This is a genomic window from Pseudarthrobacter adonitolis (assembly GCF_055412845.1).
Window position 1 is genome coordinate 88741 of sequence record NZ_JBVAYW010000007.1, and the last position, 24339, is coordinate 113079.

Genomic DNA, 24339 nt, shown 5'->3' on the forward strand with positions numbered 1-24339 from the left:
GCTGTTCGTTGCGGGTGGGACCCGGTCAGCGCCGCACCAGGAGATCGTGGGCCTGAACAACGTCCAGACGCATCTGGTCAACAAGCGCCTCCGGCCCACGGTATGCCACCATGCCGCGGAGCCGCACCACAAATTCGACGACTACTGTCTGGCCGTACAGATCGAAATCCTCCACGGCCTCGTGCGGACGGTCGATCACATGGGCTTCCACCTGGCGGCTGACGCCGTCGAACGTGGGATTGGACCCCACCGAGATGGCGGCCGGCCAGCGCGTGCCGGCCTGGTCCACCAGCCAGCCGGCGTAGATTCCGTCCGCGGGGATGAACCCGCTGGCCTGGTGGGCAAGGTTGGCGGTAGGGAACCCGAGCACGCGGCCGCGGGCAGCACCGTGTACAACCTCGCCGCGCATACGATGCGGGCGTCCCAGCACCGCGGCGGCGGTGGCGACGTCGCCCTCCTGCAATGCTTCGCGCACCCAGGTGGAGGAACAGCGGCGGTCCGTGCCGCCGTCGTTATGCAGCGGGTAGCCTTCCGAGCCGAACTCGCTGATGACCTGGACGTCGAAGGCGAACTTTTCGCCCAACTGCTTCATGGTGTCAAGGTCACCGGAGTTGCCGCGGCCGAACCGGGAATCGTGACCGATCACCACGTGGCTGGCGTGCAGGCTGTCCACCAGGACCTGGCCCACAAATTCCTCAGGGGTGAGGCTGGCCAGGTTCAGCGAGTACTTCATCACCAAGATGGCATCCAGGCCCAGCTCCCCCAGCGCCACCAGTTTGTCCTCCAGGCCCATAATCATTTCGGGCGCGGACTCCGGGCGGTGGATCAGGGCCGGGTGCGGGTCAAAGGTGACGGCAACGGCCTTGGTCCCGTTGAAGCGGGCCGAACGGATGAGCTCGGAGAGCACTTGCTGGTGCCCGCGATGGACGCCGTCGAAGTTGCCAAAAGTGACAACGGAGGGACCAAAGTCCGCCGGGACCTCGGACGGATCGTTCCAGATGTAGACCATCACCCTCGCCTTTTACTGCCTAAAACTGACATCTCTCCGAACGCACCGGCGCCGGAACTATCTAAGATTACCCGCATTCAGGATGGCTGCCGGACGGCGCCGGGCCAACTGAACGGCACGCGCGGACATGCCACGGAGTCTTCCTGGTACTCGCCGGTCCGCGGGAGAAGTAAGGCTAAGCCTCTGCCCCGGCCGGTCGCTGATTAGGCTTACTGCTGGTTCGGCCGCCGCCGGTACAACCACACCAGTCCCAGGACCGGCAGCAGCAGCGGTATGAACGCGTACCCCCGGCCAAAAAGGGACCAGACGGTCTCATGCGGGAACGCCACCGGATCGAAGACACTCAACGCCCCCACCACCAACACACCCACAAGCTCCACCAGGACGGCGGCCAGCGAGATCCTGAACCACGTGCTGCCGGGTTTGGCCAGCGACACCGTAGCCGCCACATAGACCAGCGCCGCGAATGCGGAAAGCAGGTACGCGAACGGAGCCTCGGAGAACTTGGTCAGGATCTGGTAGCCGGCGCGTGCGGTGGCCGAAATGGCAAACACTGCGTAGACGGCGATGAGCAGACGTCCGGGGCCGGTGTTCCGGGTGTCCTTGACGCCGGCCTTGGCAGTGGCTGCTCCGGAGCGCGGTTCTTTCACGTTGCGTACTTCTTCCATTTCAGTACCAGATCTGGTTCATGCGGGCGGCCATCACCAAGGCCGTGACACCGACGGCGGCGAGGACAAAGTTGCTCCAGCGGGTCCGTTCCAGGATGGACCAGTACACGGCTGCCGGCGGCAGGAGCATCGCAGTGGCCAGGTATCCCCAGAATTCCCAGGCTTCGCCGGCAATCGGTTCGCCCGCGATCACCCTCACGATCGAACCCACCAGGTAAACCAGCAGTGCGAGCTCGACGGCGGCAACGGACAGGATGGTGAGATCGTTGGGGGCTTTTTTGAGGATGCCGGCACCGAGGCAGATTCCGCTGGAGACCAGGCCGACCATCAGGATGATGTAGAAATAGGCGTCCATGCCTAGGCGTCTCCGCCCGCAGCATCTTCGGGCGCGGCTTTCCGGGACGCGCTATTTCCGGACGCGCCATTGCCCGGCGCGAACACCAGAACGGGCTTGGCAAAGCTGCCCGAGTCCGCCAGGAGCGCCACGAGGCTGCCGTCCGGCGCGAACGCAGCCGCGGGGTGTTCAGTGGTGGCAGCCGCGGGATCGCCTGCTTCCGATCCCGCTGCGATCCGGCGTCCAAAGGAAATCTCGGTGGTCTCCTCCGCCGTGAGTTCGCGGTTGGGCATCAGCGCCCGGGCAGCCTGGGACATTTCCAGGACATTGAGCTCGTCGGCCAGCTGTTCCAGCGTCCGGGCCTGGTCCAGCGAGTACGGGCCAACGTGGGTCCGGCGGAGGGCGGTCAGGTGGCCGCCCACTCCCAGCCCGTCGCCGAGGTCGCGGGCGAGGGCCCGGATGTATGTGCCGGAGGAGCACTCCACCGTGACATCAATGTCCACGACGTCGCCGCCCGCTTCCCGGTTGATGGCGTGAACTTCGAAACGGTGGATGGTGACCGGGCGCGCCGCGAGCTTTACCTCTTCACCGGAGCGGACCCGGGCGTACGCGCGTTCACCGTTGACCTTAATGGCGCTGACGCTGCTGGGCACCTGCTGGATTTCACCCGTGAGGGCGGCGACGCCGTCGTGAATTGCTTCGTCGGCGACGGCGGCGGCGCTGACGGCGGCAATCACGTCACCTTCGGCGTCGTCCGTGATGGTGGACTGGCCAAGCCGGATGGTTGCCTTATACGTCTTGGACGTGCCCACGATGTAGGTCAGGAGCCGGGTGGCCTTGTTGATGCCGACCACCAGGACGCCGGTAGCCATGGGATCGAGGGTGCCGGCGTGCCCCACTTTCCTGGTCCCGGCGAGACGCCGCATCCGACCAACCACATCATGGCTGGTCCATCCCTGCGGTTTGTCCACTATCACCAGTCCAGAAAGCACGCTTCCCAGTATATCGGCGCTGGCCGCGGCCCTTGCCCACAAGCCCTGCCCCCCAGCCCCAGCCCCGGTGTGGCCGCTCCGGGCCTGGATTCCGATGGCGGCTAGGATGGCATGCATGCCTGAGCTTGCGGCGCATGCGCGCGACGTCCCCGTCAACCAGATCCGCGAAATCACCGAGGCCGCCTGGCATACTCCCGGGGCAATTATCCTGAGCATCGGCGAGCCGGGCTTCGCGCTCCCCCGCCATATCCTGGAAGCCGGTATGGCGTGCCTTGACCGGGACGAGACGAACTACACGCCCAACGCCGGCATCCCGGCACTCCGTGAAGCCTTCGCCGCCAGGTTCCGTGAAAGCGCCGGACTTAGCAACAGCCTTGGTGCCGAGCGGGTGTACGTGGTGGACGGCGCGCAGCAGGGCCTGCACTTCACCATGAGCCTCCTGCTCTCCCCCGGTGACGAGATCCTGATCCCCAACCCCGGCTACCCCACATTCGCCATGACCGGCCGGCTCCTGAATGCCGTGCCGGTGGGCTATCCGCTGTATCCCGAGCATGACTTCCAGCCTCGGGTCCAGGACATTGAGGCGCTCATCACGGACCGGACCCGGGTGCTCATCCTGAACTCCCCGTCCAACCCGTTGGGCGCCGTCCTCGGCGAGGATCTGACCCGGCAACTTGTGGACCTGGCCCGCAAGCACGATCTCTGGATCATTTCCGACGAATGCTACGAGGCCTTCACCTACGACGTCCCCCACATCAGCCCGGCACGGTTCGACAGCGACGTCCCCGGCGAGGCGCGGGTCTTCACTTCGCTGACTCTCTCCAAGACCTACGGCCTGACCGGCCTGAGGATCGGCGCCCTGATCTGTCCGCCGGGGCTGGAGCGGAAGATGAACAACGTGATGGAAGCGATTGTCTCTTGCGTAGCCTCCCCGTCGCAGTATGCCGCGCTCGCGGCACTGACCGGCCCGCAGAAGTACGTCCGGGACGCCCATGCCCACTACCGGGCGAACCGCGACGCAGCCTCGGCCGTGCTCGAAGCCAAGGGCATCCCGTACTTGGGTGCGCAGGGAGCCTTCTACCTTTGGGCCGACGTCTCCCATGTCAGCGACGGAGACGTCCGTAGCTGGACCCGCCGGTTCCTCGCCGATTCCGGCGTAGCGCTCGCGCCGGGGACCGCCTTTGGCTCGATCGGCGAGGGCTGGGTGCGGATCGCGCTGTGCGGTACCCGCGACGATTTGGTCGACGGCGTCGGCAGGGTGCCTGGACGCAAAGATTCCTGACCCGGCACCTGGTCAGTAGTCCGTACGTTCCGCGTTGCGGCGCCACGCGTCAAACGGAGCGTCCGACGTCGGAATGACCGCTTGGGCGACCGGCAGCAGTTCCGGACGGGTGCCGTTGAAGTAGTCATAAAAAACCGCGTCGTCAAAGCCGGCCGCGGCTGCACCGTGGCGGTCGGCCGCAAAATAGACACGGTCAATCCGCGCCCACAGCGCGGCTGACAGGCAAAGCGGGCACGGCTCGCAGCTCGTGTACAGCACAGCCCCGCTCAGGTCGAACGTGGCGCCGGCGGCTGCCGCCGCGCGGATTGCCACCACTTCGGCATGTGCCGTGGGGTCGTTGTCGCGCGTGACCCGGTTGACACCTTCGTGGACCCGGCCGTCCGGGGTCACCACCAGAGCACCAAACGGGCCGCCGCCGTCGGCGACGTTCCGGACAGCCAGCTCAACGGCCTGCTTCAGGAAACGTGGGGCAACCAGTGAGTCACTCGCGTGGGTCATAGCTCGATCCTAGCCATGGTATGCCGGTAGCGGACTCAGATAGGGGGGCACATTAGGGGGAAATGCCGTCGACGTCATCCCTTTCGCGGGACTAGCCTAGCGCCGGGGGTAGTTCGGATCGCATTGACTTGGTCTCAGGGCCAGGCCCCGGCGACGGGGTGCACGTCAACTCCGGAGAATCCAATGAACAAGAAGTTTCCGATCGTCGCGTGCCTGGCAGCAGCGGCGATGATCATCCCCGTCGCACCCGCCACAGCTACGCAGAAACCGTCCGGTCCCGAAACCCTGGCCGAGCACCTGATGACGCCGTTGAGCCTGGCCTTGGGTCCCGGCAAGAGCCTCCTCGTCACGCAGAACTTTGCGGGCACGCTGGACCGCGTCGAGGATGACGGGCAAACAACCAACGTTTACACGAATGCGGGCTGGGGCGTTGGCGGCGTTGAGACCCGCGGCACCACCACCTTTTTCGTCGAAAGCGTCGGGGCAGGCCAAGGGAAGCCGGACGAGTTGGCCGGCTATTTGAAGTCAATCAACAGGCGCGGGGAGGTCAGAACGATTGTGGACCTCGCGACCTACGAACGTCAGAACAACCCGGACGGATTCCAAGACTACGGCTTCGGATCCGACGTGGCCGACGAGTGCCTGGCCCAAATTACGGCGCCGTTCCCGCCGGCACAATACTCCGGGGCGGTCGACTCACACCCTTATGCCACAGCGGTTCAGGGCAATACCGTCTTCGTGGCTGACGCCGGGATGAATGCCATCCTCAGGGTCAACGCCGCCACCGGGGAAACCTCCACCCTCGCTGTCTTGCCCCCGCGTCCGGCGGAAGCGACTGCAGAAGCCGCCGCGGCTGTTGGGTTCCCGTCCTGCGTTGTCGGACACGACTATGGGTTCGAACCGGTGCCCACCGATGTGGAGATCGGCCCCGACGGCTGGCTGTACGTCTCATCGCTGCCGGGCGGTCCGGAGGATCCGTCTTTGGGCGACCGCGGTGCCATCTTCCGCGTCAACCCATGGACCGGAGCTGCGCACCTGTGGGCCGATGACATCCTGAGCCCCACCGGCATCGCCGTATCGGGCACCGGGGACGGCTACGCCGCTTCGATGTTCGGCAATGAGATCGTCAAGATCGACGGCGGGACCCGTGAACAGTCACAGTTCTTGGCCGTCGATGGTCCTGCCGCGGTGGAGCTGAGAGGGAAAACCCTCTATGCCACAGCCGGTTTCAGCTTCGCTGACCTCACCGCGGGAACGGTCCTGAAGGCCAGTATCCGGTAGGAAACGTCCTGCATCGCGGAAATGCGAAAGTAATAGGCCCCGGTCCCGAGGACTTCCTCGGGTTTCCGGGGCCTGCTACTGCCGAACCGGCCCATACGTTACGCAGTTGGGTCGGCCCGAGTGCACTGTCTTACTTGTTGGCGTCTTCGTCGAGGTCTTCGTCGTCGGTGAGGTCAATTTCCTCTTCGTCGAAGTCGTCCTCGTCGATCTCCACATCGGCGGGAATGTCGCTCTTGTACGGATCGGCGTCGCCGGCGTGCTTGGCGTTTTCGGCCAGGGCAGCCACCTCGGCGTCGCGCTTCTTAGCGGCCCGGAGCAGTTCCTCCAGGTTCGAGGCAACGACGGGGATCTGGTCTGCGACAAATTCCAGCGTCGGCGTCAGGCGAACAGTCACGTTGCGCCCCACCTCCTGGCGGAGCACACCCTTGGCCTTCTCCAGGCCCTTGGCAGCATCAGCCTGCACAGCCTGGTCGCCGAAAACGGTGTAATAGATCGTGGCATGCTGCAGGTCATTGGTCACCCGGGCATCGGTAACAGTAATGCCCTCCAGCCGAGGATCCTTAACCTTCCGGCCCAAAGCCTCCGCAACAACAACCTTAATCCGCTGCGCCAACTTGGCAGCCCGTGCGGGATCAGCCATTTCCACTCCTAAAAATTTGGATGTACGACGGCGGCGCCATGGCGGCTGTCGCACTCATCTTGGATTCATTGCCACGCACTAAAGGCGAGTCTACGACGGACCCGCGTTGGGTTTTTTCCGGCGGCCTGGGAGTGGCATCGGGCCTATCGGAGCCGGACGGTTTGCGATCGCAGATCGAAAACCGTCCGGCGAAGGGGCGGGGCCGCCGGGAAAAACCCAACGGCCCCGCACCTGTAACGCTAAGACAACCTAGACGCGCGGCTTTTCGCGCATCTCGAAGGTCTCGATGATGTCGCCCTCGGTGATGTCGTTGAACGAACCAAGACCGATACCACACTCGAAGTCCGTGCGGACCTCGGTGGCGTCGTCCTTGAAGCGCTTGAGCGTCTCAACGGTGAGGTTGTCACCGATGGTCTTGCCGTCTCGGCTGATGCGGGCCTTCGTGTTGCGTCGGATGATGCCCGAGCGAACGATGGAACCGGCGATGTTTCCGAACTTGGAAGAGCGGAAGACTTCGCGGACCTCGGCGGTGCCCAGCTGGACCTCTTCGTACTCCGGCTTGAGCATGCCCTTGAGGGCCATCTCGATGTCATCAATTGCTGCGTAGATGACGGAGTAGAAGCGCATGTCCACGCCTTCGCGGTCTGCCAGTTCGGCAACACGCTCGGCAGGCTTGACGTTGAAGCCGATGATAACGGCGCTGTCGACCGTTGCCAGGTTGACGTCGTTCTGCGTGATAGCACCAACGCCGCGGTGGATGACGCGCAGCTGCACGCCTTCGCCGACGTCGATCTTGAGCAGTGCGTCTTCGAGGGCTTCCACGGCACCGGACACGTCACCCTTGAGGATGAGGTTGAGGGTGTCGATCTTGCCGTCGGCCACGGCCTGGTCGAAGTCTTCCAGGCTGATGCGCTTGCGGCGCTTGGCGAGGGCGGCGTTGCGGTCGGCTGCTTCACGCTTCTCGGCGATCTGGCGGGCAGTGCGCTCGTCAGCGGTCACAAAGAAGGTGTCGCCGGCGCGCGGCACGTTGGACAGACCCAGAACCTGCACGGGGCGGGACGGGCCAGCCTCGGTCAGTGCGCTGCCGTCGTCGTCGAACATGGCGCGGACGCGGCCGTGGGCCGTACCGGCCACGATCGTGTCACCGACACGCAGTGAACCGGACTGCACCAGGACGGTGGCCACGGAACCGCGGCCCTTGTCCAGGTTGGCTTCGATCGCGATACCGCGGGCATCCTTGTTCGGGTTGGCGCGCATGTCCAGGGCAGCGTCTGCGGTGAGCAGGACAGCCTCGAGCAGCTCGTCGATGTTGAGGTTCTGGCGGGCAGAGACCTCCACGAACATGGTGTCGCCACCGTATTCTTCGGGAACCAGGCCGTACTCGGTCAGCTGGCCGCGGACCTTCTCCGGGTTGGCGCCTTCCTTGTCAATCTTGTTCACGGCCACCACGATCGGCACATTTGCTGCCTGTGCGTGGTTGAGGGCCTCAACGGTCTGCGGCATAACGCCGTCGTCCGCTGCGACCACCAGGATGGCGATGTCGGTGACCTTCGCACCACGGGCACGCATAGCGGTGAACGCCTCGTGGCCCGGAGTATCGATGAAGGTGATCTTGCGGTCTTCGCCTTCGTGGGTGTGCGTGACCTGGTAGGCACCGATGTGCTGCGTGATGCCGCCGTGTTCGCCCGCCATAACGTCGGACTTGCGGATGGCATCGAGCAGGCGGGTTTTACCGTGGTCAACGTGACCCATGACGGTGACAACCGGAGGACGTGCCTCGAGGTCTTCGTCGCCTTCAGCTTCGAGCTCTGCTTCGAAGTCGATGTCGAAGGTGGAGAGCAGCTCGCGCTCCTCGTCCTCCGGCGACACAACCTGGAGCTTGTAGCCAAGCTCCTCGCCGAGCAGTGCGAAGGTTTCCTCATCCAGCGACTGCGTGGCCGTGGCCATTTCGCCGAGGTGGAAGAGGACCGTCACGAGTGCTGCGGGGTTTGCCTCGATTTTGTCGGCGAAGTCCGTAATGGACGAGCCACGGCGAAGCCGGACTACGGTGTTGCCGTCGCCGCGGGGTACGCTCACGCCACCCAGCGACGGAGCACTCATCTGCTCGAGTTCCTGGCGCTTGGCACGCTTCGACTTGCGCTGCTTGCCACGGCCTGCGCCGCCCTTACCGAAGGCACCCTGGGTGCCACCGCGACCGCGGCCACCCTTGCCGAAGCCGCCGCCGGCCGGAGCACCGCCACCGGCACCGGGAGCACTGGTACCTGGAGCGCCACCCGGACGTCCGGGACCACGTGCGCCGCCGCCGGGACGTCCTGCACCAGCGGGTGCGGGACGCTCAGTGCGGTTAGGCATCATGCCCGGAGTAGGTCGGTTTCCACCGGCCCCCGCGGCACGCGGACCACCAGCGCCGCCGGCGCCTGCTGCGGGACGCGGACCACCGGGACGGGGACCACCGGCGCCTGCTGCGGGACGCGGACCACCCGGACGGGGACCACCGGCACCGGCCGCGGGACGCGGACCACCCGGACGGTCGCCGTCGGGACGGCTTCCACCCGCGCGGGGCATGCCCTGCGAGGGAGCGAACGGGTTGTTACCCGGACGGGGAGCACGTTCTCCGTCGCCACCGCGACCGCGGGGCATGCCCTGCGACGTGGCGAACGGGTTGTTGCCCGGACGGGGACCGCCGGGACGCGGTGCGGAGCCGCCCTGCGAACCACCCTGTGTTGATCCGCCGGAGCGGGTCGGTGCGGCCGGGGCTTCAGCCTTCGGTGCCGGACGGGCACCGGGCTTGGCGCCGGTGGACGGTGCACTTGCGGCCGGGGCTGACGCAACGGGTGCTGCGGCAGGTGCAGCCGGAGCTGCGGAAACGGCAACGGGTGCAGCCGGAGCCGCAGCAGCTGGTGCCGCCGGGGCTGAGGGAGCTGCGGGGCCCGGAGTAGGTGCTGCGGGTCGTGTATCGGCCGACGGGGCAGGCGCCTTGGGCGCGGCTGCCGGAGCTGCGGTCTTGGCAGCTGCGTCGGGGTAGGCGTTGCGGAGTTTCCGCACCACCGGGGCCTCAATGGTTGAAGAGGCGGAGCGAACGAATTCGCCCAGTTCCTGCAGTTTGGTTACTGCATCTTTGGAAGTAATACCGAGCTCTTTAGCAAGCTCATGTACGCGGACCTTGGCCACATTTCTCCTGTCTCGGTCCGCACCGAGCCAGGCACGAACCGTCTACTTCTTACTGCGGGCCCCAGCCGCGGTTGCAACTACAGGGCCCATTGCAGAGCGCAACAAAGTTGTCATCGTTGCGCACTCATCGCTGGGAACTCATCGGGTTTCCATCAGTTTTCTGACCCGCTTTCAGGTTGGACGGTTTTTGCTGCAGCTACCAAGGGTATCTGCAACGGGCCGGCGTCCTGCTTGCCTGCCATGATCCGGCGTTCGACGGCGGTGGACCCGGTTGCGCCATTGAGGGCCCTTCCGAATGCTCGCCGCTTGACCGCCAGGGCCAGGCACGCTTCGCTGGGGTGCAACCATGCGCCCCTGCCAGCCATCCGGCGTCGTTCGTCTACCAGCACTGCGGTGGAACCGCTGCCTTCGGCGACGAGCCGGAGTAACTCAGACCGCGAAGCCTTTTTCCGGCATCCGATGCAGGTACGCTGCGGTTGATCCTCGGTGTGAAGCACTTCTGCCACGGTGAGTATCTTCCTGACGTTCATAACTGCCGGCCCCAAGGTCCCAACCGCACATCGGCGGAACGGGAACACTCAGGGCACACGAATACCGGCCGTTAGGCGCGGTCATGTCTATTCTAGCCCCTCGGGGCAGTTCTGCCCGAAACCGGGGCTTCGACCGAAGGTATCCGCAGTCGGCAGCCGCCCCGGAGCCGGTTTTAGCTTTCGCGCGGCGGGGCAGCGTCAGAGACGATATCGATCCGCCAGCCCGTCAGCTTGGCCGCCAGCCGGGCGTTCTGGCCCTCTTTGCCGATGGCCAGCGAGAGCTGGTAGTCCGGAACCACCACACGCGCGGAGCGGGTGGCCTCATCCACGATGGTGACGGAATTCACACGCGAGGGGGAAAGTGCGCTGGCAATAAACGTTGCCGGATCCTCGCTGAAGTCGACGATGTCGATTTTTTCGTCGTTCAGTTCCGTCATGACAGCGCGGACGCGGGAACCCATCTCGCCGATGCAGGCGCCCTTGGCGTTGATGCCCTGGGTGTTGGCCTTAACCGCAATCTTGGTACGGTGACCGGCCTCGCGGGCCAGTGCCACGATCTCCACTGAGCGGTCCGCGATCTCCGGGACCTCCAGTTCGAAGAGCTTCCGGACGAGGCCCGGGTGTGAACGGGACAGGGTGACGGACGGGCCCTTGGTACCGCGGTGGACATCAATAACGATGGCGCGGAGCCGGTTGCCGTGGATGTACTTCTCTCCCGGCACCTGTTCGGGCGGCGGCAGCAGGGCCTCCACCGAACCCAGGTTGACCTGGATCATGTGCGGGTTGTTGCCCTGTTGGATCAGGCCGGCCACAAGTTCACCCTCGCGGCCCTTGAACTCACCCAGGACGTTGTCGTCCTCGACGTCGCGCAGGCGCTGCAGGATGATCTGGCGTGCGGTGCTCGCGGCGATACGCCCGAAGCCGGCAGGTGTGTCCTCGAACTCGCCGATGGGGGCGCCGTCGTCGTCGATCTCAACGGCCCAGATGGTCACGTGGCCGCTCTTGCGGTCCAGCTCGGCCCGGGCCTTTTCGAAGGCGCCGGGCGATTTGTGGTACGCCACCAGGAGCGCCTGCTCGATGGTGGGGATCAGGAGGTCCAGCGGGATCTCGCGCTCACGCTCCAGAAGTCTCAGCGCGCTCATGTCAATATCCATCAGGCCTCCTCAGAAGGTCCATTGTGCTCAGGTTCCAGACCAGCTTCTTCGAGGTGGCTGAATTCGATCTCGACTTTTCCGTTGCGGATCCTGTCGAAAGGAAGAATCTGCGGCTCGCCCTGCTTGGGCTTCATGCCCTTCTTGACGGCGATCTCCGGGATGATGGTGACGCCGGAATCATCCACGGACTGGACCCTGCCGGTGACATTTTCGCCCTGGATGACGTTGACCTTGACCATCCGGCCCCGGGCACGGTGCCAGTGCCGGACTTCGGTAAGGGGACGCGCGACACCCGGGGAGGAAACCTCGAGGTCGTAGGGGCGCCCGTCGTCAGCTGGATCATTGTCCAGGACGTCGGAGAGGACCCTGGAGATGTCCGCAATGACATCAAGGTTCACGCCGCCGGTTTCCTCCTGCGGCAGGTCAACGACCACGTGGACCACACGGTGCGAACCGGCCATGATGGACACGTCCTCGAGGTACAGGCGGTTGGCCTGCACCGCCGGTTCCAGCAGCGCCCGGAGCCTGACGGCTTCGGGATTGTTGGCGGGCGCAGCTTCAGCCGTACCCGTTCCGGTAGCGTCTGATGAAGTCGTGGCTTCTGCATTACTCACGATGCCGGCCGCCTTCCAATAGATGATGTTGTGACTACTAGCGTAACGATTTTCCGGCCGCAATGGTGCACGAAGATTCGCATCAGGCGTGACAACATGGTCTGTTGTGAAAGACGACACGCAGGAGACCGGCCGCCGTAGGCGCTATTTCCAGTACGCCGTTTTTGCGCTGGCCGCCCTTCTGGTGGTGAGCCTGGGATTGGTGCTGATCCCCCGTGAACCGTCCCCGCCCGCGGGGACGCCGTTTTCCCAGCAGGCAAGGGCATCCGCGTACGCGGATTCCCTGACCCTTAGGGCCGCGGGCCTGGACTTGGAAGGCGCTGCCGGCGCCACTGCGCCGGCCCCACAAGCTGCAGCCCTGGCCCGGGTTGTGACTTTGCTGACTGTCCAGGCCCGGGCGCTGATGCTGCCGGCCGCTGCGGCCGGCGATCCTGCACCGGACGGCGCGGCTACTGACGCGGCCACCGCACTGGCCACCGTCCCGCTGCCATCGACCACCGCGGACTTCGCCGCTGCCCTCCAAGCAAGCGGGGCGCAGCGGCTCCAGGACTCTGTAACGGCCGACGGCGGCATGGCCCGCCTTCTCGCCGGCGCCGGTACTGCCCAGCTTCTGGCTGCAGAGGACCTAGCCTCGGCGACCGGGGTCGCGTTGGCACCGCTTCCAGGCGCTGGCTCCTCCTCCCCCGCATCGCCGGCGCCCACCACGCCTTTTACGGCTTCGGCTGCCACCAGCTGTGCCAGCGAAGCGGCCGTCGCCGACGCCAGAACTGGCGCGGACCTCGGCTCAGCCTTTGCCTCAGCCGTGGCGGGCGAGCTGGAACTGGTCTACGCGTACCAGGCTGCACTGACCAGGCTTGACTCCGGGTCCGCTGCCCCTGCGTCGGATTTCCTGGCCCGGCACCGCGTCCTCCGGGGCGAGGCGGAGACCATGGGCAGGTCCCGCTGCGCCGCGGTACCCCTGAGGCAACCCGGCTATGCCCTGAGCCAGGCGTTCCTGGCAGACCCTGCAGCGGGGCTGGGAACACTGGAGGCAGGGACACTTCCGGTGCTCGGCGACGTGGTGGCCCTCAGCGAGGGGCGCGAACGCGAATGGGCACTCTCGGCACTTCAGTCGGCGGCCTGGCGGAGCGTCTATTGGGGTTCCTCGCCGGGCCCGGTTCCCGGCATGGTCCTGGACGAGGCACTCCTGCCGCCACTGCCGGAGCCTGTATCAACCCCGGGGCCTTCCACAACCAGTGCCAGTCCTCCCGGCAATTCGTAGCCAAGGCCCGGCACACTGGCCAGCCGCGGGCACTAATGCTTTGCTGGAGGCATGGACAGTGCCGGCGCCCCCGCCCTTCATGAGAATGAGCCACACCAAAACGACAGCGCGCAGCGCCTGAACTGGCTGCGCGCCGGCGTGCTGGGTGCAAATGACGGCATCGTCTCGGTCGCCGCAATCGTGGTGGGCGTCGCCGGTGTCACCACACAGTCCGGCCCGATCCTCGTCGCCGGCACGGCCGGCCTGGTGGGCGGAGCAGTCTCCATGGCCTTGGGCGAATATGTCTCCGTCAGCAGCCAGAAGGACAGCCAGGAGGCCTTGATCGAAAAGGAACGCCTGGAACTGCAGGAAGAACCGGAGGAAGAGCTGGAGGAACTCGCGGCCATCTACCAGGGCAAGGGCCTGAGCCTGGACACAGCCCGGGCGGTGGCCAGGGAGCTGACAGCCCACGACGCCCTGGGCGCACATCTCTCCGCCGAACTGAACATCGATGAAACAGACATCGTCAGCCCCTGGAATGCAGCCCTGGCTTCAGCCGTTGCGTTCGTCGCCGGCGCCATCCTGCCGATGGCCGCCATCCTGCTGCCACCAGAGGACATCCGTGTCCCGCTGACTTTCGCTGCTGTGCTGGTGGCCCTGGCTGCCACTGGGGCCTTGGGCGCCTGGATCGGCGGGGGTTCGAGGGTGCGGGCCGCCGTCAGGGTGGTGGTGGGCGGCGCTTTGGCCTTGGCTGCCACGTACTCCATCGGCAACCTGCTCGGCGCAAGCGGTGTCCTGTGAGCGTCCAGATTGGCGTGCCCATCCCGCCCGCACTCAGCCTGCGCTACAGCCACAGCAGCGCAGGACGGGCCTGGCTCGCCTCACTTCCGGGACTGGTCCAGGGGCGGCTGGAACATTGGGAACTGGCTGTTGACCTGTCAGCCGGCGCCCTCCCGTGGCATGGCCACGGCGGCGTGGTGGTCCCTGTCCGCCGGATGGACGGGACGCCGGCGGCGCTCAAGATCGCCTTTCCCCACGATGAGGCACGGGTGGAACGCCATGCGCTTGCCCTGTGGGGCGGATCCGGCGCCGTCCGGCTATTGGAATCCGACGCCGGAACGTGCGCGATGCTGCTTGAGCGGCTGAATGCGGGCTGCTCGCTCCAGAGCCTTCCGCTGGATGAGGCGGCGGTTACCTGGGGCAGCACCATGCGGCAGTTGAGCCTGGTGCCGGATGGACGGCAGCAGTGGCAGGAATTCGACCACATCGCCGGGCGGGCCGAACAATGGAGCGATGACCTGCCCGCCGACTGGGAACAGCAAGGCCGCCCGTTCCCGCGCTGGCTGCTCGAAGCTGCTTTGGAGGTCTGCCAGACCCGCGGCGCCGTGGGCCGCCGCTCCGGCCGCGATGTCCTGGTCCATACGGACCTGCATTTCCTGAACATCCTGGCCCGGCCCCAGGCCAACAGCGGAGCGCTGCCCGGGCAGGCCTTCGTCGCCATCGACCCCCAGCCCATGATCGGCGAACCGGAATTCGCGGTGGCACCGCTGCTGTGGAACCGTCTCGGCGACTTGCCCCGGAGCGATCCGGCCGGAGGATTAAGGCGGCGCTGCCAGGACTTCAGCGCCGCGGCCGGCCTCGACGCCGAAGCTGCGCGCCAGTGGGCCGTGGCGCGCGAAGTGGAGAACGCCCTCTGCTACGCGGCCATACCGCGCCACCAAGGCGATCTGGCCCGGTCCCTCTGGGTCGCGAGCACCCTTGCCGGGCGGACCCTCGACGGTCTCCCCTCGGCGCACGCCCTGCCTGAGCCGGGCCAGGGCGACGGCTGAGCGACGGGCGGGTGATCAGCCGGCAGCCCGTACCGCTGCCAAAGCGGAGCTGACCGCCTCGACGGCGGTGCCGACGTCGTCCGCGTCAGTGCTCCAGTTGCTGACCGAGACGCGCAGGACATCCCTGCCTTGCCAGTGTGAACCGGACATCCAGACCTTGCCGTCCTCGATCACCCGGGCTGTCACGGCGCGCGTGGTGGCGTCGTCCCCGAAGGCGAGCGAAACCTGCGTGTAGTCCACCTTGTTAAGCACCTCGACGCCGTCCACCTCAGCCAGGCGGCTCCCGATCTTCGAAGCGGCGTCGGCGAGCCCGCGGACCTGGGCTGCCACCCCGTTCCTGCCCAGGGAGCGGAGGGCGGCCCACACCGGTACCCCGCGGCCGCGCCGGGACAGCTCCGGCACCTTCTGGAAGGGGTCGCCTGGACCTTCGGCATCGTGGACGAGGTAACTGGTGTGCAGGCCCATGGCGTTGCCCAGCGCGGCGCTGTCCTTGACCACCGCGATGCCGCAGTCGTAAGGGACGTGGAGGGTCTTGGGCGTCGGTCCCCCACGAATCGGCCAGGGCCCATGCCGCGGGTGAGGTCCGCGAACTCGGGCACGGCCGCGGCCCACAGCCCAAACGCGCCGTCGACGTGGACCCAGGCACCATGCCGCCGGGCAACCTCGATGGCGGCGTCGAAGGGGTCGAAGGCTCCGGAGTGGAGGTTGCCGGCCTGGAGGCAGACCAGCGCGGGCCCGGACCCTTCCGACAGCAGCCGGTCCAGCTCTGCGGCGACCAGTCTGCCCTGGGCCTCTGCGGGGACCGCAACGGGCCGGCCGAGGCCGAGGTACCGCAGGCCCAGGTCAACGGTCTCGTGGCGCTCCTGGCCCACAAAGCACCTGATGCGCGGGGCGCCTGCCAGGCCATCGCCGTCGAGGTCCCAGCCGGCCTCGGCCAGCAACCGCCACCGGGCAGCGGCCAGCCCGGTGAAGTTGGCCATCGTGGCACCTGTGGTGAAGCCGACGTCCGATTCCGCCGGAAGGCCGAGAAGGTCCAGCAGCCAGTGGCCGGCCCCCTCCTCGATGGCGGCTATGGCCGGGGTGGCGTAGCGCAGGCCGGAGTTCTGGTCCCAGGCGCCGACCAGCCAGGGCGGCAGGCAACGTCCCGCCGATCACCCAACCAAAAAAGCGCCCGGAGGGCATCGCCATCAGCCCCGGTTCGGCCTTGTCCGCCAGGTACTCAACTACAGCTGCCGCGGACATGCCCTGCGCGGGAAGTGGTCCAGCGAAGTCAGCCGCGAGATCGTGGGCACTTTGGGCGGGCCCGACGCGCCTGTCCGGCAGGCTCGCCAGCCACTCGGCGGCTCGACGGGCCGCGGCTGACAACGCTTCCGAATAGGGTTCCCCGCCCGCGGACATACCTGCATGGTACGCCCGGCCGGCCGGGGGCTGCGAGGGTTTCGGCTACCCTGTCAGGCGAAGTTTTCCTGCCAGACATCGACGCCGAGTTTGATGATCAGGGCGCCCACCACCAGCAGGAAAACAACGCGGATGAAGCGGCTGCCCTGCTTCACCGCGGTCCGCGCGCCCAGATAGCCGCCGGCCATGTTGGCCAGCCCCAGCAGCAGGCCGAGACCCCACAGGATTGACCCATGGGGCAGGAAGAACAGCAGGGCGCCTGCGTTGGTGGCCATGTTCACGATCTTGGCTTTGGCGCTTGCCTCCAGGAAGGCATAGCCCATCGCCGAGACGAGCGCGATGATGAGGAAGGAACCGGTGCCCGGACCAATCAGGCCGTCATAGAAGCCGATCACGGCCCCGATCAGGCATGCCACCACGTAGTGCGTGCGGCCGTCGTGCCGCAGCACGGTGATGTCGCCGACGTTGGGCTTCAGTGCCGTAAAAAGCGCGACGACGACCAGCGCCACCACGATGATCGGCTTGAAGACACTCGCCGGCAGGGTGGCGGCCAGCACCGCACCGGCGAAGCTGCCGGCAAGGGCGATCACCGCCATGGGCACGGCTGTCCGAAGGTCCGGTTTTACCCGCCCGTAGTACGTCACCGCACTCGTGGTGGTGCCGAAAATAGACCCCATCTTGTTGGTGGCCAAGGCCTGGACCGGCGTGATCCCGGGTACCAGCAGCATGGCCGGCAGCTGGAGCAGACCTCCGCCGCCCACCACGGCGTCCACCCAGCCGGCAGCAAATCCAGCCACCACAATCAGGATGATTGTGGTGAGCTGGATCGACTCGAACCCGGAAATCACCGCCGCAGGTCAGCTGCGGACGGCGGTGACCACATAGTCAACGGCCTTGTCCACGGCCACGTTCTCCGCTTCGCCGCTTCGGCGGTCCTTGATTTCCACAACACCGTCCACCAGGCCGCGGCCGACGGCCAGGATGGTGGGGACGCCGACGAGTTCCGCGTCGCCGAACTTTACGCCCGGGGAGACTTTGGGCCGGTCGTCGTAGATGACGTCCAGGCCGGCGGCCTCGAGTTCCAGGGCCAGCTGCTCGGCGGCGGCAAAGATTTCCTCGCCCCGGCCGACGGCCACCACATGGACATCGGCGGGGGCGACGGCGCGGGGCCAGACCAGGCCGTTGTCGTCGTGGTTGGATTCGGCCAGGGCCGCGACGGCGCGGGTGACGCCGACACCGTAGGAACCCATGGTGACCACCACCTGCTTGCCGTTCTGGTCCAGGACCTTCAAGTCCAGGGCTGCAGCGTACTTGCGGCCCAGCTGGAAGATGTGGCCCATCTCGATGCCGCGGGCGGTCTCCAGGGGACCGGAACCGTCCGGGGCGGGGTCGCCTTCGCGGACTTCCGTGCACTCGATGACGCCGTCCCAGGTGAAGTCGCGGCCGGCGACCAGGCCAAACACGTGCTTTCCTGCTTCGTTGGCCCCGGTGATCCAGGCCGTGCCGCTGACAACGCGGGGATCCACCAGGTAGAGGAGCTTGGTTGAGCTTTCGCTGCCCAGCAGGGGTTTGTCCGGCGTCAGGCCGGGTCCCAGGTAGCCCTTGACGATAAGGGGCTGCTTTTTGAGGTCGTCGTCGTTGGCTGCCTCAAGGGTGATCTCGCCGCCGATGGGCAGGAAGGAACCGATGTTGGCTTCCACGCGCTTGAGGTCCACGCCGCGGTCACCCGGGAGGCCGATGACCACAAGCTGGCGCTCACCGGTGGGCAGGGTGACGGCAAGAACCACGTTCTTGAGGGTGTCAGCCCCAGTCCAGGCGCCGCCGTCGGCCCCGCTCCGGGGAGCCAGTTCGTTGGATGCGGCCACCAGCGTGTCGATGGTGGGCGTGTTGGGGGTGTCGAGGACCTCGGCGGCAGGGGCGTTGCTGAAGTCGATCTCGGCCGGGACGACGGTGGTGACGGCTTCGACGTTGGCTGCATAGCCGCCGGCGGAGCGCACGAAGGTGTCTTCGCCGATCTCGGTGGGGTGCAGGAACTCCTCGCTCTTGGACCCGCCCATGGCGCCGGCGGTGGCCGCAACGGGAATGACTTCCAGGCCCAGACGCGCGAAGATCTTCAGGTAGGCGCCTCGGTGGGCGGCGTAGCTGGCGTCCAGGCCTGCGTCGTCCACGTCGAAGGAGTAGGAGTCCTTCATGATGAATTCGCGGCCGCGCAGCAGGCCCGCGCGGGGGCGTGCTTCGTCGCGGTACTTGTTCTGGATCTGGTACAGGCTCAGGGGCAGGTCCTTGTAGGACGAGTACAGATCCTTGACCAGAAGCGTGAACATTTCCTCGTGTGTGGGGGCCAGCAGGTAGTCGGCACCCTTGCGGTCCTGGAGGCGGAACAGGCCTTCGCCGTATTCGGTCCAGCGGTTGGTGGCCTCGTAGGGCTCGCGCGGCAGCAGCGCCGGGAAGTGGACTTCCTGGGCACCGATGGCGTCCATTTCCTCGCGGACGACGGCCTCGACCTTGCGCAGCACACTCAGGCCCAGCGGCAGCCAGGTGTAGATGCCGGGCGCCGCGCGGCGGATGTAGCCGGCCCGAACCAGGAGCCGGTGGCTGGCCACCTCAGCGTCGACGGGATCTTCACGCAAAGTGCGCAGGAAAAGCTTGGACATTCTTGTGACCACGGGTGGGTTATCCGTTTCTGGGGAATAGCTGCTGGAAAGCAGAGCCGGGCAATTCTTCTGGGTACTAATCTACCGGCAATCCACAGCACGCCCGGCGGCGGAACCTGCGTCGGGCCAGCGACGGACGCCCAGCCGGACGCTGGGCCTGGCTCAGTGCCGCACGCAATAGAGCCACGCCCGGCAATGCAAAGCCCCTGGCCGTAAACGGCTGGTCATTGCATCCGGACGTGGCTCCATGGCCGTTGACGCCTAGGGACTGGTGAGACCGCCCACCCTCTCCAGCGCAGCTAGATCGAACTTATGTGATCGCCGACACATCCACAAGGGTTTTTCCATTCGAAGTTGTTGACGGCCGCCTTAGGCGGGTCTAGTTTGAATTCATCGCATGGTGAATTCAGCGGAGGACTCCCAGCATTCGGAGGGAATACATGTCCCATTCAGCAGCAACCGCCCCGGCCGGCACCGGTGATCAAGTGGCCATTATTGCCGACGCCCTGCGCATCGCCCGGGGAAAGATTCCCGTCCTGCGCGGTCTGGACTTTTCCATCGAAGCAGGCCAGATCACCGGACTGCTGGGCCCGTCCGGCAGCGGCAAGACCACGCTCATGCGGGCCATCATGGGCGTCCAGATGCTCACGTCCGGCTCCGTCCAGGTTCTGGGGCTGCCCGCCGGGCACCCTGACCTGCGGCACCGGGTGGGCTACGTGACCCAGTCCCCCAGCGTGTACCCGGACCTCACCGTCGAAGCCAACGTCCGCTACTTCGGCGCCATGCACCGCAAGGGCCGGGCGGAAGCCGCAGAGGCGATCGCCGCCGTCGGGCTTGAACCGCAGGCCAGGCAGCAAACCGGCGACCTCTCCGGCGGTCAGCTGAGCCGGGTGTCGCTGGCCTGCGCCCTAGTGGCGCGTCCCAGCCTGCTGGTCCTGGATGAGCCGACCGTGGGCCTTGATCCGGCGCTCCGGGCTGACCTGTGGGACCGGTTCCGGTCCATGGCCGAGTCCGGCACCACCCTGCTGGTTTCCAGCCATGTGATGGAGGAAGCCAGCCATTGCGGATCACTCCTCCTGCTGCGGGAAGGGAAGCTCCTGGCGCGGCTGACGCCGGCGGAATTGAGCCGACGCGGGCACAGTGCCGATCTGGAAAAGGCCTTCCTGCACATCATCCAGGACGCTGCCGAAACGCAGTCCACTGAAAGGACGGTACGGTCATGAATCTGATGATGATGCTGGCCACCACCCGGCGCGTCCTCGACCAGCTCCGGCACGACCACCGAAGCATCGCGCTGATCTTGGTAGTCCCTGCACTGCTGCTCACCGCCGTGTACTTTCTTTATGAGAATGAAACGCTGCCGCCAGGCGTGCCCAGGACCTTTGACCGCGTTGGCCTGATGATGCTGGCGATCTTCCCGTTTGTGGTGATGTTCCTGGTTACGTCCATCACGATGCTGCGCGAACGCACCTCCGGAACCCTGGAACGGTTGCTGACCACTCCCATCCACAAGGCGGACCTGCTGTTCGGCTACGGACTGGCATTTTCCATCATGGCCGCCCTGCAGTCGCTGGTGGCTACCGCGGTTGCCTACTGGATTTTCGGGCTCGACATCCAAGGCAGCCCGGGACTGGTTGTCATGATTGCCGTGATCAACGCGGTTCTTGGCGTCGCGCTGGGGCTGCTCTGTTCGGCCTTCGCCCGGACGGAATTCCAGGCCGTGCAGTTTATGCCGGTGGTGGTGGTCCCACAGATCCTGCTCTGTGGCCTCTTTGTGGCCCGCGACAGGATGAACGAGGCCCTCGAGGCTGTGTCGAACGTCCTTCCCCTGACCTTTTCGGTGGATGCGCTGCAGGAGATCGCCACCAACACCGAGCCCACAGACCAGCTGTGGACGGACGCCGGAGTCATCGTGGCCATTGTCCTGGCGGTCTTGGTCCTCGCATCGCTGACCCTGCGCCGGCGGACCGCGTGAACGGACAGCATGATGCCGCGGGCAGCGCGGGTCCCGCAGACGCTGGTGAACCGGCGGGCGTCGCGGGTCCCGCAGGCAGCGCGGCTGGGCCGGGCCGGCGAGGTCGGCGCGGCGGGGCAACCGAGTCGAGGGACCAGATCCTGGACACGGCCCGGAGGCTGTTCGCCGAACACGGCTTCGAAGGAACCAGTCTGCGCCAAATCGCCCGGGAAACCGGAGTGGACCCCGCCATGGTTCACCACTTCTTCAAGGGCAAGGACGAGCTTTTTGCGCTGAGCGTGGCCCTGCCGGCCGACCCGGAGAAGGTCCTGGCGGGCGTCGACGGCTACTCGCCGGAGGACCGGGCCGAGGCGATCGTGCGGGCCGTGCTGCGCTTGTGGGAGAGCCCGGCCCAGCACAGCCTGGTGGCCTTCCTCAGGGGAACCCTCGGCTCCAGGGCCAAGACGATGCTGCTGCGGGAACTGGTACAGCGCGCCATCCTCAGCCGGATCATGGCAGGAGTCCCGGGACCGCCCGCGGAAGTGGCCATGCGCGGAAATCTCGTGGCCACGCAGATGGTGGGCGTGATGCTGGTCCGATATGTGATTCGACTGGAACCGCTCGCGTCCGCCTCCCCCGACGACGTTGTCCGGCTCGTGGCTCCGAACGTCCAGCATTACCTGACGGGTGACCTGAAAGCTGACCGGTGAACTGGAGCTGGAGGCTAGAACAGAACCGTGGCGAAGGTGCCAACCTGGCGGAAGCCCACGCGCTCGTATGTGGACCGTGCCCGCAGGTTGAAGCCGTTGACGTAGAGGCTGGTGACGGGGGCAAGCGTGCGCGCCTTCTCCACTACGGCAGCCATGTAGCCCGCGCTCAGACCCTGTCCGCGGTAACCGGGGTTCATCCATACACCCTGGATCTGCGTGACGTCGGCTGTCACAGCTCCCAGCTCGGCCTTGAACACAACATCGCCGGATTCGTTGACGTGCGCCAATGAATGGCCTTGCCGGATGAGGCCTTCCACTCGGCGGCTGTAGAACTCCTTGCTCCCGAGGAACGGCGAGTAGCCCACTTCCTCTTCGAACATCGCGGCGCAGGCGGGAAGGATCCGGTCAAAGTCGGCCAGCCGGCCGAGACCCAGATCCGCGTTCGGCTCCACCGCCGGCGGCCCGCAGAGTGTCATCAGCGGCTGTTCATCCCGCACCTCGTGAGCCGCATGCCCCAGTTCGGCAAGCTCAGCATGGAGGGCAAGGACGGCATCTGCGGGGCCAAAGGCGGAGGCGAAGCGGCGGCCGGATGTGCTTGCTGCGGCAGCGACAAGCCCGGCAAATTCGGGGTCAAGCTGGACCGGGACCAGGTTGGCCCCTGCCCAGCACGCGCCCGCCAGGATCCCGTCGTCGAACACTCCCAAGACGCCGGCGCCGCCAGCGGTTGGCGCGGCAGAGCCCGCCGCCCGGAGGTGCGCCAGAATAAAGACATTGGCCACCGGGTCCTGCGACGCAAGGCGCCGCAGGGCAGCGGTGTCCGCGCTGGCGAGGGTCCGGACGGATATTCCCGCCGGCGCGGCGTCCGCTTTATGAGACGCTAACCACGGGGCTACCCTTGACAGCATCTTCGCCATCGGCCTCCCCCATCTCTTCAGCTATGCGCATGGCCTCTTCAATCAGTGTCTCAACAATCTCGCTCTCAGGCACAGTCTTAATGACTTGGCCCTTCACAAAGATCTGGCCCTTGCCATTGCCGGACGCCACACCCAGATCGGCTTCGCGGGCTTCGCCGGGTCCGTTGACAACACAGCCCATCACTGCCACGCGGAGCGGAATTTCCATGCCTTCCAGCCCTGCAGTGACCTGCTCGGCAAGGGTGTACACGTCCACCTGGGCGCGGCCGCATGACGGGCAGGAGACGATCTCCAGTTTGCGCGGACGCAGGTTCAGGGACTGGAGGATCTGGTTGCCCACCTTGATTTCCTCGACGGGAGGCGCCGAGAGGGAAACCCGGATGGTGTCGCCGATGCCCCTAGCCAGGAGCGCCCCGAAGGCCGTGGCGGACTTGATGGTTCCCTGGAAGGCCGGCCCGGCTTCGGTCACGCCCAGGTGCAGGGGCCAGTCGCCCTGCTCGGCCAGCATCTCGTAAGCAGCAACCATGATGACCGGGTCGTTGTGCTTGACCGAGATCTTGAAGTCGTTGAAACCGTGCTCTTCGAACAGCGAGGCTTCCCAGACTGCGGACTCCACGAGGGCCTCGGGGGTGGCCTTGCCATACTTCTTCAGGATTCCGGGCTCCAGCGATCCGGCGTTGATGCCGATCCGGATGGAGGTCCCGTGATCCTTCGCCGCGCGGGCGATTTCCTTGACCTGGTCATCGAACTTGCGGATATTTCCCGGGTTCACGCGCACTGCCGCGCAGCCAGCCTCAATCGCCGCGAAGACGTACTTCGGCTGGAAGTGGATGTCCGCTATGACGGGGATCTGGGACTTGCGCGCGATGATGGGCAGGGCCTCTGCGTCATCCGCCGACGGGCAGGCGACGCGCACGATATCGCAACCGGAGGCGGTGAGTTCCGCGATCTGCTGCAGGGTGGCGTTGATGTCCGTGGTGGGCGTGGTGGTCATGGACTGCACACTAATGGGCGAGTCCGAGCCGACCCCAACGGAACCCACCTTGATCTGGCGCGTCTTGCGGCGGGGGGCGAGGACGGGCGGCGGTGCTGACGGCATTCCCAGGCTGACCGAGGTCACGTGGACTCCTTGGGTAGGTGTTTCGGTAGTGAAAAAGGTCCCGGAATCAGGATGCGTGCGCGGCCAGGAGGCCGATCACGGGAGTCCACTCGGTAGTCCGGATCCCGGCAATGGCGCCGGCGACGGCGAACGGGTCCTGCTTGAGGAGTTCGTTCAGCTGGGTTTCGTCCTGGACCTTGAAGATCAGCAGGGCGCCTGCCCCGTCACCGTAGGGTCCGCTGGTCAGCAGCTCGCCCTCGTCCGCCAGACCCGCCAACCAGGCGCGGTGCGCGGGGCGGTGATCATCACGGACGGCGGAGGAATCGGCAGCGTACACATACTCAACGGCAAAAACAGTCATAAGGACA

General features: G+C 66.2%; 23 protein-coding genes and 1 pseudogene. 8 read left to right on the forward strand and 16 right to left on the reverse strand.

The features are described 5' to 3' along the window. Positions 1-25: 25 nt before the first annotated feature. The 4 genes from ACZYZ4_RS09920 to truB form a co-directional block, all read right to left on the reverse strand. Complete coding sequence (locus ACZYZ4_RS09920; protein ID WP_463860403.1) at positions 26-1009, reverse strand: bifunctional riboflavin kinase/FAD synthetase; 984 nt, start codon at positions 1007-1009, stop codon at positions 26-28. A gap of 209 nt (positions 1010-1218) precedes the next feature. Beyond that, a complete protein-coding gene (locus tag ACZYZ4_RS09925) occupies positions 1219-1677 on the reverse strand; it encodes a hypothetical protein (RefSeq protein ID WP_463860405.1) in 459 nt (152 codons plus the stop codon). 1 nt (position 1678) lies between these two features. Continuing rightward, entirely contained in the window at positions 1679-2032 is a 354-nt protein-coding gene (locus ACZYZ4_RS09930; protein WP_463860406.1) for a hypothetical protein, read from the reverse strand. Positions 2033-2034: 2 nt separating this feature from the next. Continuing rightward, complete coding sequence (truB, locus tag ACZYZ4_RS09935) at positions 2035-3003, reverse strand: tRNA pseudouridine(55) synthase TruB (protein ID WP_463860408.1); 969 nt, start codon at positions 3001-3003, stop codon at positions 2035-2037. Between the two features lie 115 nt (positions 3004-3118). On the opposite strand from truB, the gene ACZYZ4_RS09940 reads away from it, so the two are divergent. Continuing rightward, on the forward strand, positions 3119-4285 hold the full coding sequence (locus ACZYZ4_RS09940; protein WP_463860410.1) for a pyridoxal phosphate-dependent aminotransferase: 1167 nt from the start codon (positions 3119-3121) through the stop codon (positions 4283-4285). Positions 4286-4297: 12 nt separating this feature from the next. On the opposite strand, the gene ACZYZ4_RS09945 is transcribed toward ACZYZ4_RS09940, so the two are convergent. Further along, positions 4298-4783 (reverse strand): nucleoside deaminase, encoded by a 486-nt coding sequence (locus ACZYZ4_RS09945; RefSeq protein ID WP_463860412.1) that lies wholly within the window; start codon positions 4781-4783, stop codon positions 4298-4300. 183 nt (positions 4784-4966) lie between these two features. Here ACZYZ4_RS09945 and ACZYZ4_RS09950 point away from each other — a divergent pair, with 183 nt between their 5' ends. Continuing rightward, positions 4967-6064 (forward strand): ScyD/ScyE family protein, encoded by a 1098-nt coding sequence (locus ACZYZ4_RS09950; RefSeq protein ID WP_463860414.1) that lies wholly within the window; start codon positions 4967-4969, stop codon positions 6062-6064. Positions 6065-6194: 130 nt separating this feature from the next. Here the strand turns inward: ACZYZ4_RS09950 and rbfA are convergent, their stop codons facing one another. From rbfA to rimP, 5 genes are all read right to left on the reverse strand, one after another. Beyond that, positions 6195-6704, reverse strand: coding sequence for a 30S ribosome-binding factor RbfA (rbfA, locus tag ACZYZ4_RS09955; RefSeq protein WP_463860416.1), 510 nt, complete (start codon positions 6702-6704; stop codon positions 6195-6197). 249 nt (positions 6705-6953) lie between these two features. Then, the gene (gene infB / locus ACZYZ4_RS09960; protein ID WP_463860417.1) at positions 6954-9875 is read right to left on the reverse strand and encodes a translation initiation factor IF-2; all 2922 of its coding nucleotides are present in this window, start codon (positions 9873-9875) and stop codon (positions 6954-6956) included. 152 nt (positions 9876-10027) lie between these two features. Next, positions 10028-10405: a YlxR family protein gene (locus ACZYZ4_RS09965; RefSeq protein ID WP_463860419.1), complete on the reverse strand. Its 378-nt coding sequence runs from the start codon at positions 10403-10405 to the stop codon at positions 10028-10030. A 173-nt stretch (positions 10406-10578) separates the two neighbouring features. Then, positions 10579-11559 carry a transcription termination factor NusA gene (gene nusA, locus ACZYZ4_RS09970; RefSeq protein ID WP_463860421.1) on the reverse strand — a complete coding sequence of 327 codons (981 nt, stop codon included), beginning with the start codon at positions 11557-11559 and terminating at the stop codon, positions 10579-10581. Continuing rightward, a complete protein-coding gene (rimP, locus tag ACZYZ4_RS09975; protein ID WP_463860423.1) occupies positions 11559-12173 on the reverse strand; it encodes a ribosome maturation factor RimP in 615 nt (204 codons plus the stop codon). The genes nusA and rimP overlap by 1 nt, the downstream gene beginning before the upstream one ends. Positions 12174-12279: 106 nt before the next feature. Here rimP and ACZYZ4_RS09980 point away from each other — a divergent pair, with 106 nt between their 5' ends. The 3 genes from ACZYZ4_RS09980 to ACZYZ4_RS09990 are packed head-to-tail and all read left to right on the forward strand — an operon-like array spanning position 12280 to position 15242. After that, complete coding sequence (locus ACZYZ4_RS09980; RefSeq protein ID WP_463860425.1) at positions 12280-13434, forward strand: DUF4439 domain-containing protein; 1155 nt, start codon at positions 12280-12282, stop codon at positions 13432-13434. A 51-nt stretch (positions 13435-13485) separates the two neighbouring features. Beyond that, entirely contained in the window at positions 13486-14214 is a 729-nt protein-coding gene (locus ACZYZ4_RS09985; protein WP_463860427.1) for a VIT1/CCC1 transporter family protein, read from the forward strand. Continuing rightward, positions 14211-15242 carry an aminoglycoside phosphotransferase family protein gene (locus ACZYZ4_RS09990; protein WP_463860429.1) on the forward strand — a complete coding sequence of 344 codons (1032 nt, stop codon included), beginning with the start codon at positions 14211-14213 and terminating at the stop codon, positions 15240-15242. Before ACZYZ4_RS09985 ends, ACZYZ4_RS09990 begins: the two co-directional genes overlap by 4 nt. A gap of 15 nt (positions 15243-15257) precedes the next feature. On the opposite strand, the pseudogene ACZYZ4_RS09995 reads toward ACZYZ4_RS09990, so the two are convergent. The 3 genes and pseudogenes from ACZYZ4_RS09995 to ACZYZ4_RS10005 all read right to left on the reverse strand — a co-directional run bounded on the left by ACZYZ4_RS09995 (position 15258) and on the right by ACZYZ4_RS10005 (position 19306). Beyond that, positions 15258-16640: pseudogene (locus ACZYZ4_RS09995) on the reverse strand (pyridoxal phosphate-dependent decarboxylase family protein). Between the two features lie 53 nt (positions 16641-16693). Continuing rightward, positions 16694-17488, reverse strand: a complete 795-nt coding sequence (locus ACZYZ4_RS10000; RefSeq protein WP_463860431.1) for a sulfite exporter TauE/SafE family protein — start codon at positions 17486-17488, stop codon at positions 16694-16696. A gap of 9 nt (positions 17489-17497) precedes the next feature. Further along, complete coding sequence (locus ACZYZ4_RS10005) at positions 17498-19306, reverse strand: proline--tRNA ligase (RefSeq protein ID WP_463860433.1); 1809 nt, start codon at positions 19304-19306, stop codon at positions 17498-17500. Between the two features lie 428 nt (positions 19307-19734). On the opposite strand from ACZYZ4_RS10005, the gene ACZYZ4_RS10010 reads away from it, so the two are divergent. The 3 genes from ACZYZ4_RS10010 to ACZYZ4_RS10020 all read left to right on the forward strand — a co-directional run bounded on the left by ACZYZ4_RS10010 (position 19735) and on the right by ACZYZ4_RS10020 (position 21958). Continuing rightward, the gene (locus ACZYZ4_RS10010; protein ID WP_463860435.1) at positions 19735-20517 is read left to right on the forward strand and encodes an ABC transporter ATP-binding protein; all 783 of its coding nucleotides are present in this window, start codon (positions 19735-19737) and stop codon (positions 20515-20517) included. A gap of 8 nt (positions 20518-20525) precedes the next feature. Further along, entirely contained in the window at positions 20526-21269 is a 744-nt protein-coding gene (locus ACZYZ4_RS10015) for an ABC transporter permease (protein ID WP_463860585.1), read from the forward strand. A 137-nt stretch (positions 21270-21406) separates the two neighbouring features. Further along, positions 21407-21958: a TetR/AcrR family transcriptional regulator gene (locus ACZYZ4_RS10020; RefSeq protein WP_463860586.1), complete on the forward strand. Its 552-nt coding sequence runs from the start codon at positions 21407-21409 to the stop codon at positions 21956-21958. A 14-nt stretch (positions 21959-21972) separates the two neighbouring features. On the opposite strand, the gene ACZYZ4_RS10025 is transcribed toward ACZYZ4_RS10020, so the two are convergent. Genes ACZYZ4_RS10025 through ACZYZ4_RS10035 form a run of 3 tightly spaced genes read right to left on the reverse strand, consistent with a single transcriptional unit; the run spans position 21973 to position 24332 of the window. Further along, positions 21973-22863, reverse strand: a complete 891-nt coding sequence (locus ACZYZ4_RS10025; protein WP_463860437.1) for a GNAT family N-acetyltransferase — start codon at positions 22861-22863, stop codon at positions 21973-21975. Further along, positions 22826-23992: a flavodoxin-dependent (E)-4-hydroxy-3-methylbut-2-enyl-diphosphate synthase gene (gene ispG, locus ACZYZ4_RS10030; protein ID WP_056348354.1), complete on the reverse strand. Its 1167-nt coding sequence runs from the start codon at positions 23990-23992 to the stop codon at positions 22826-22828. Before ispG ends, ACZYZ4_RS10025 begins: the two co-directional genes overlap by 38 nt. Before the next feature lie 46 nt (positions 23993-24038). After that, on the reverse strand, positions 24039-24332 hold the full coding sequence (locus ACZYZ4_RS10035) for a YciI family protein (protein WP_463860440.1): 294 nt from the start codon (positions 24330-24332) through the stop codon (positions 24039-24041). Positions 24333-24339: the final 7 nt, after the last annotated feature.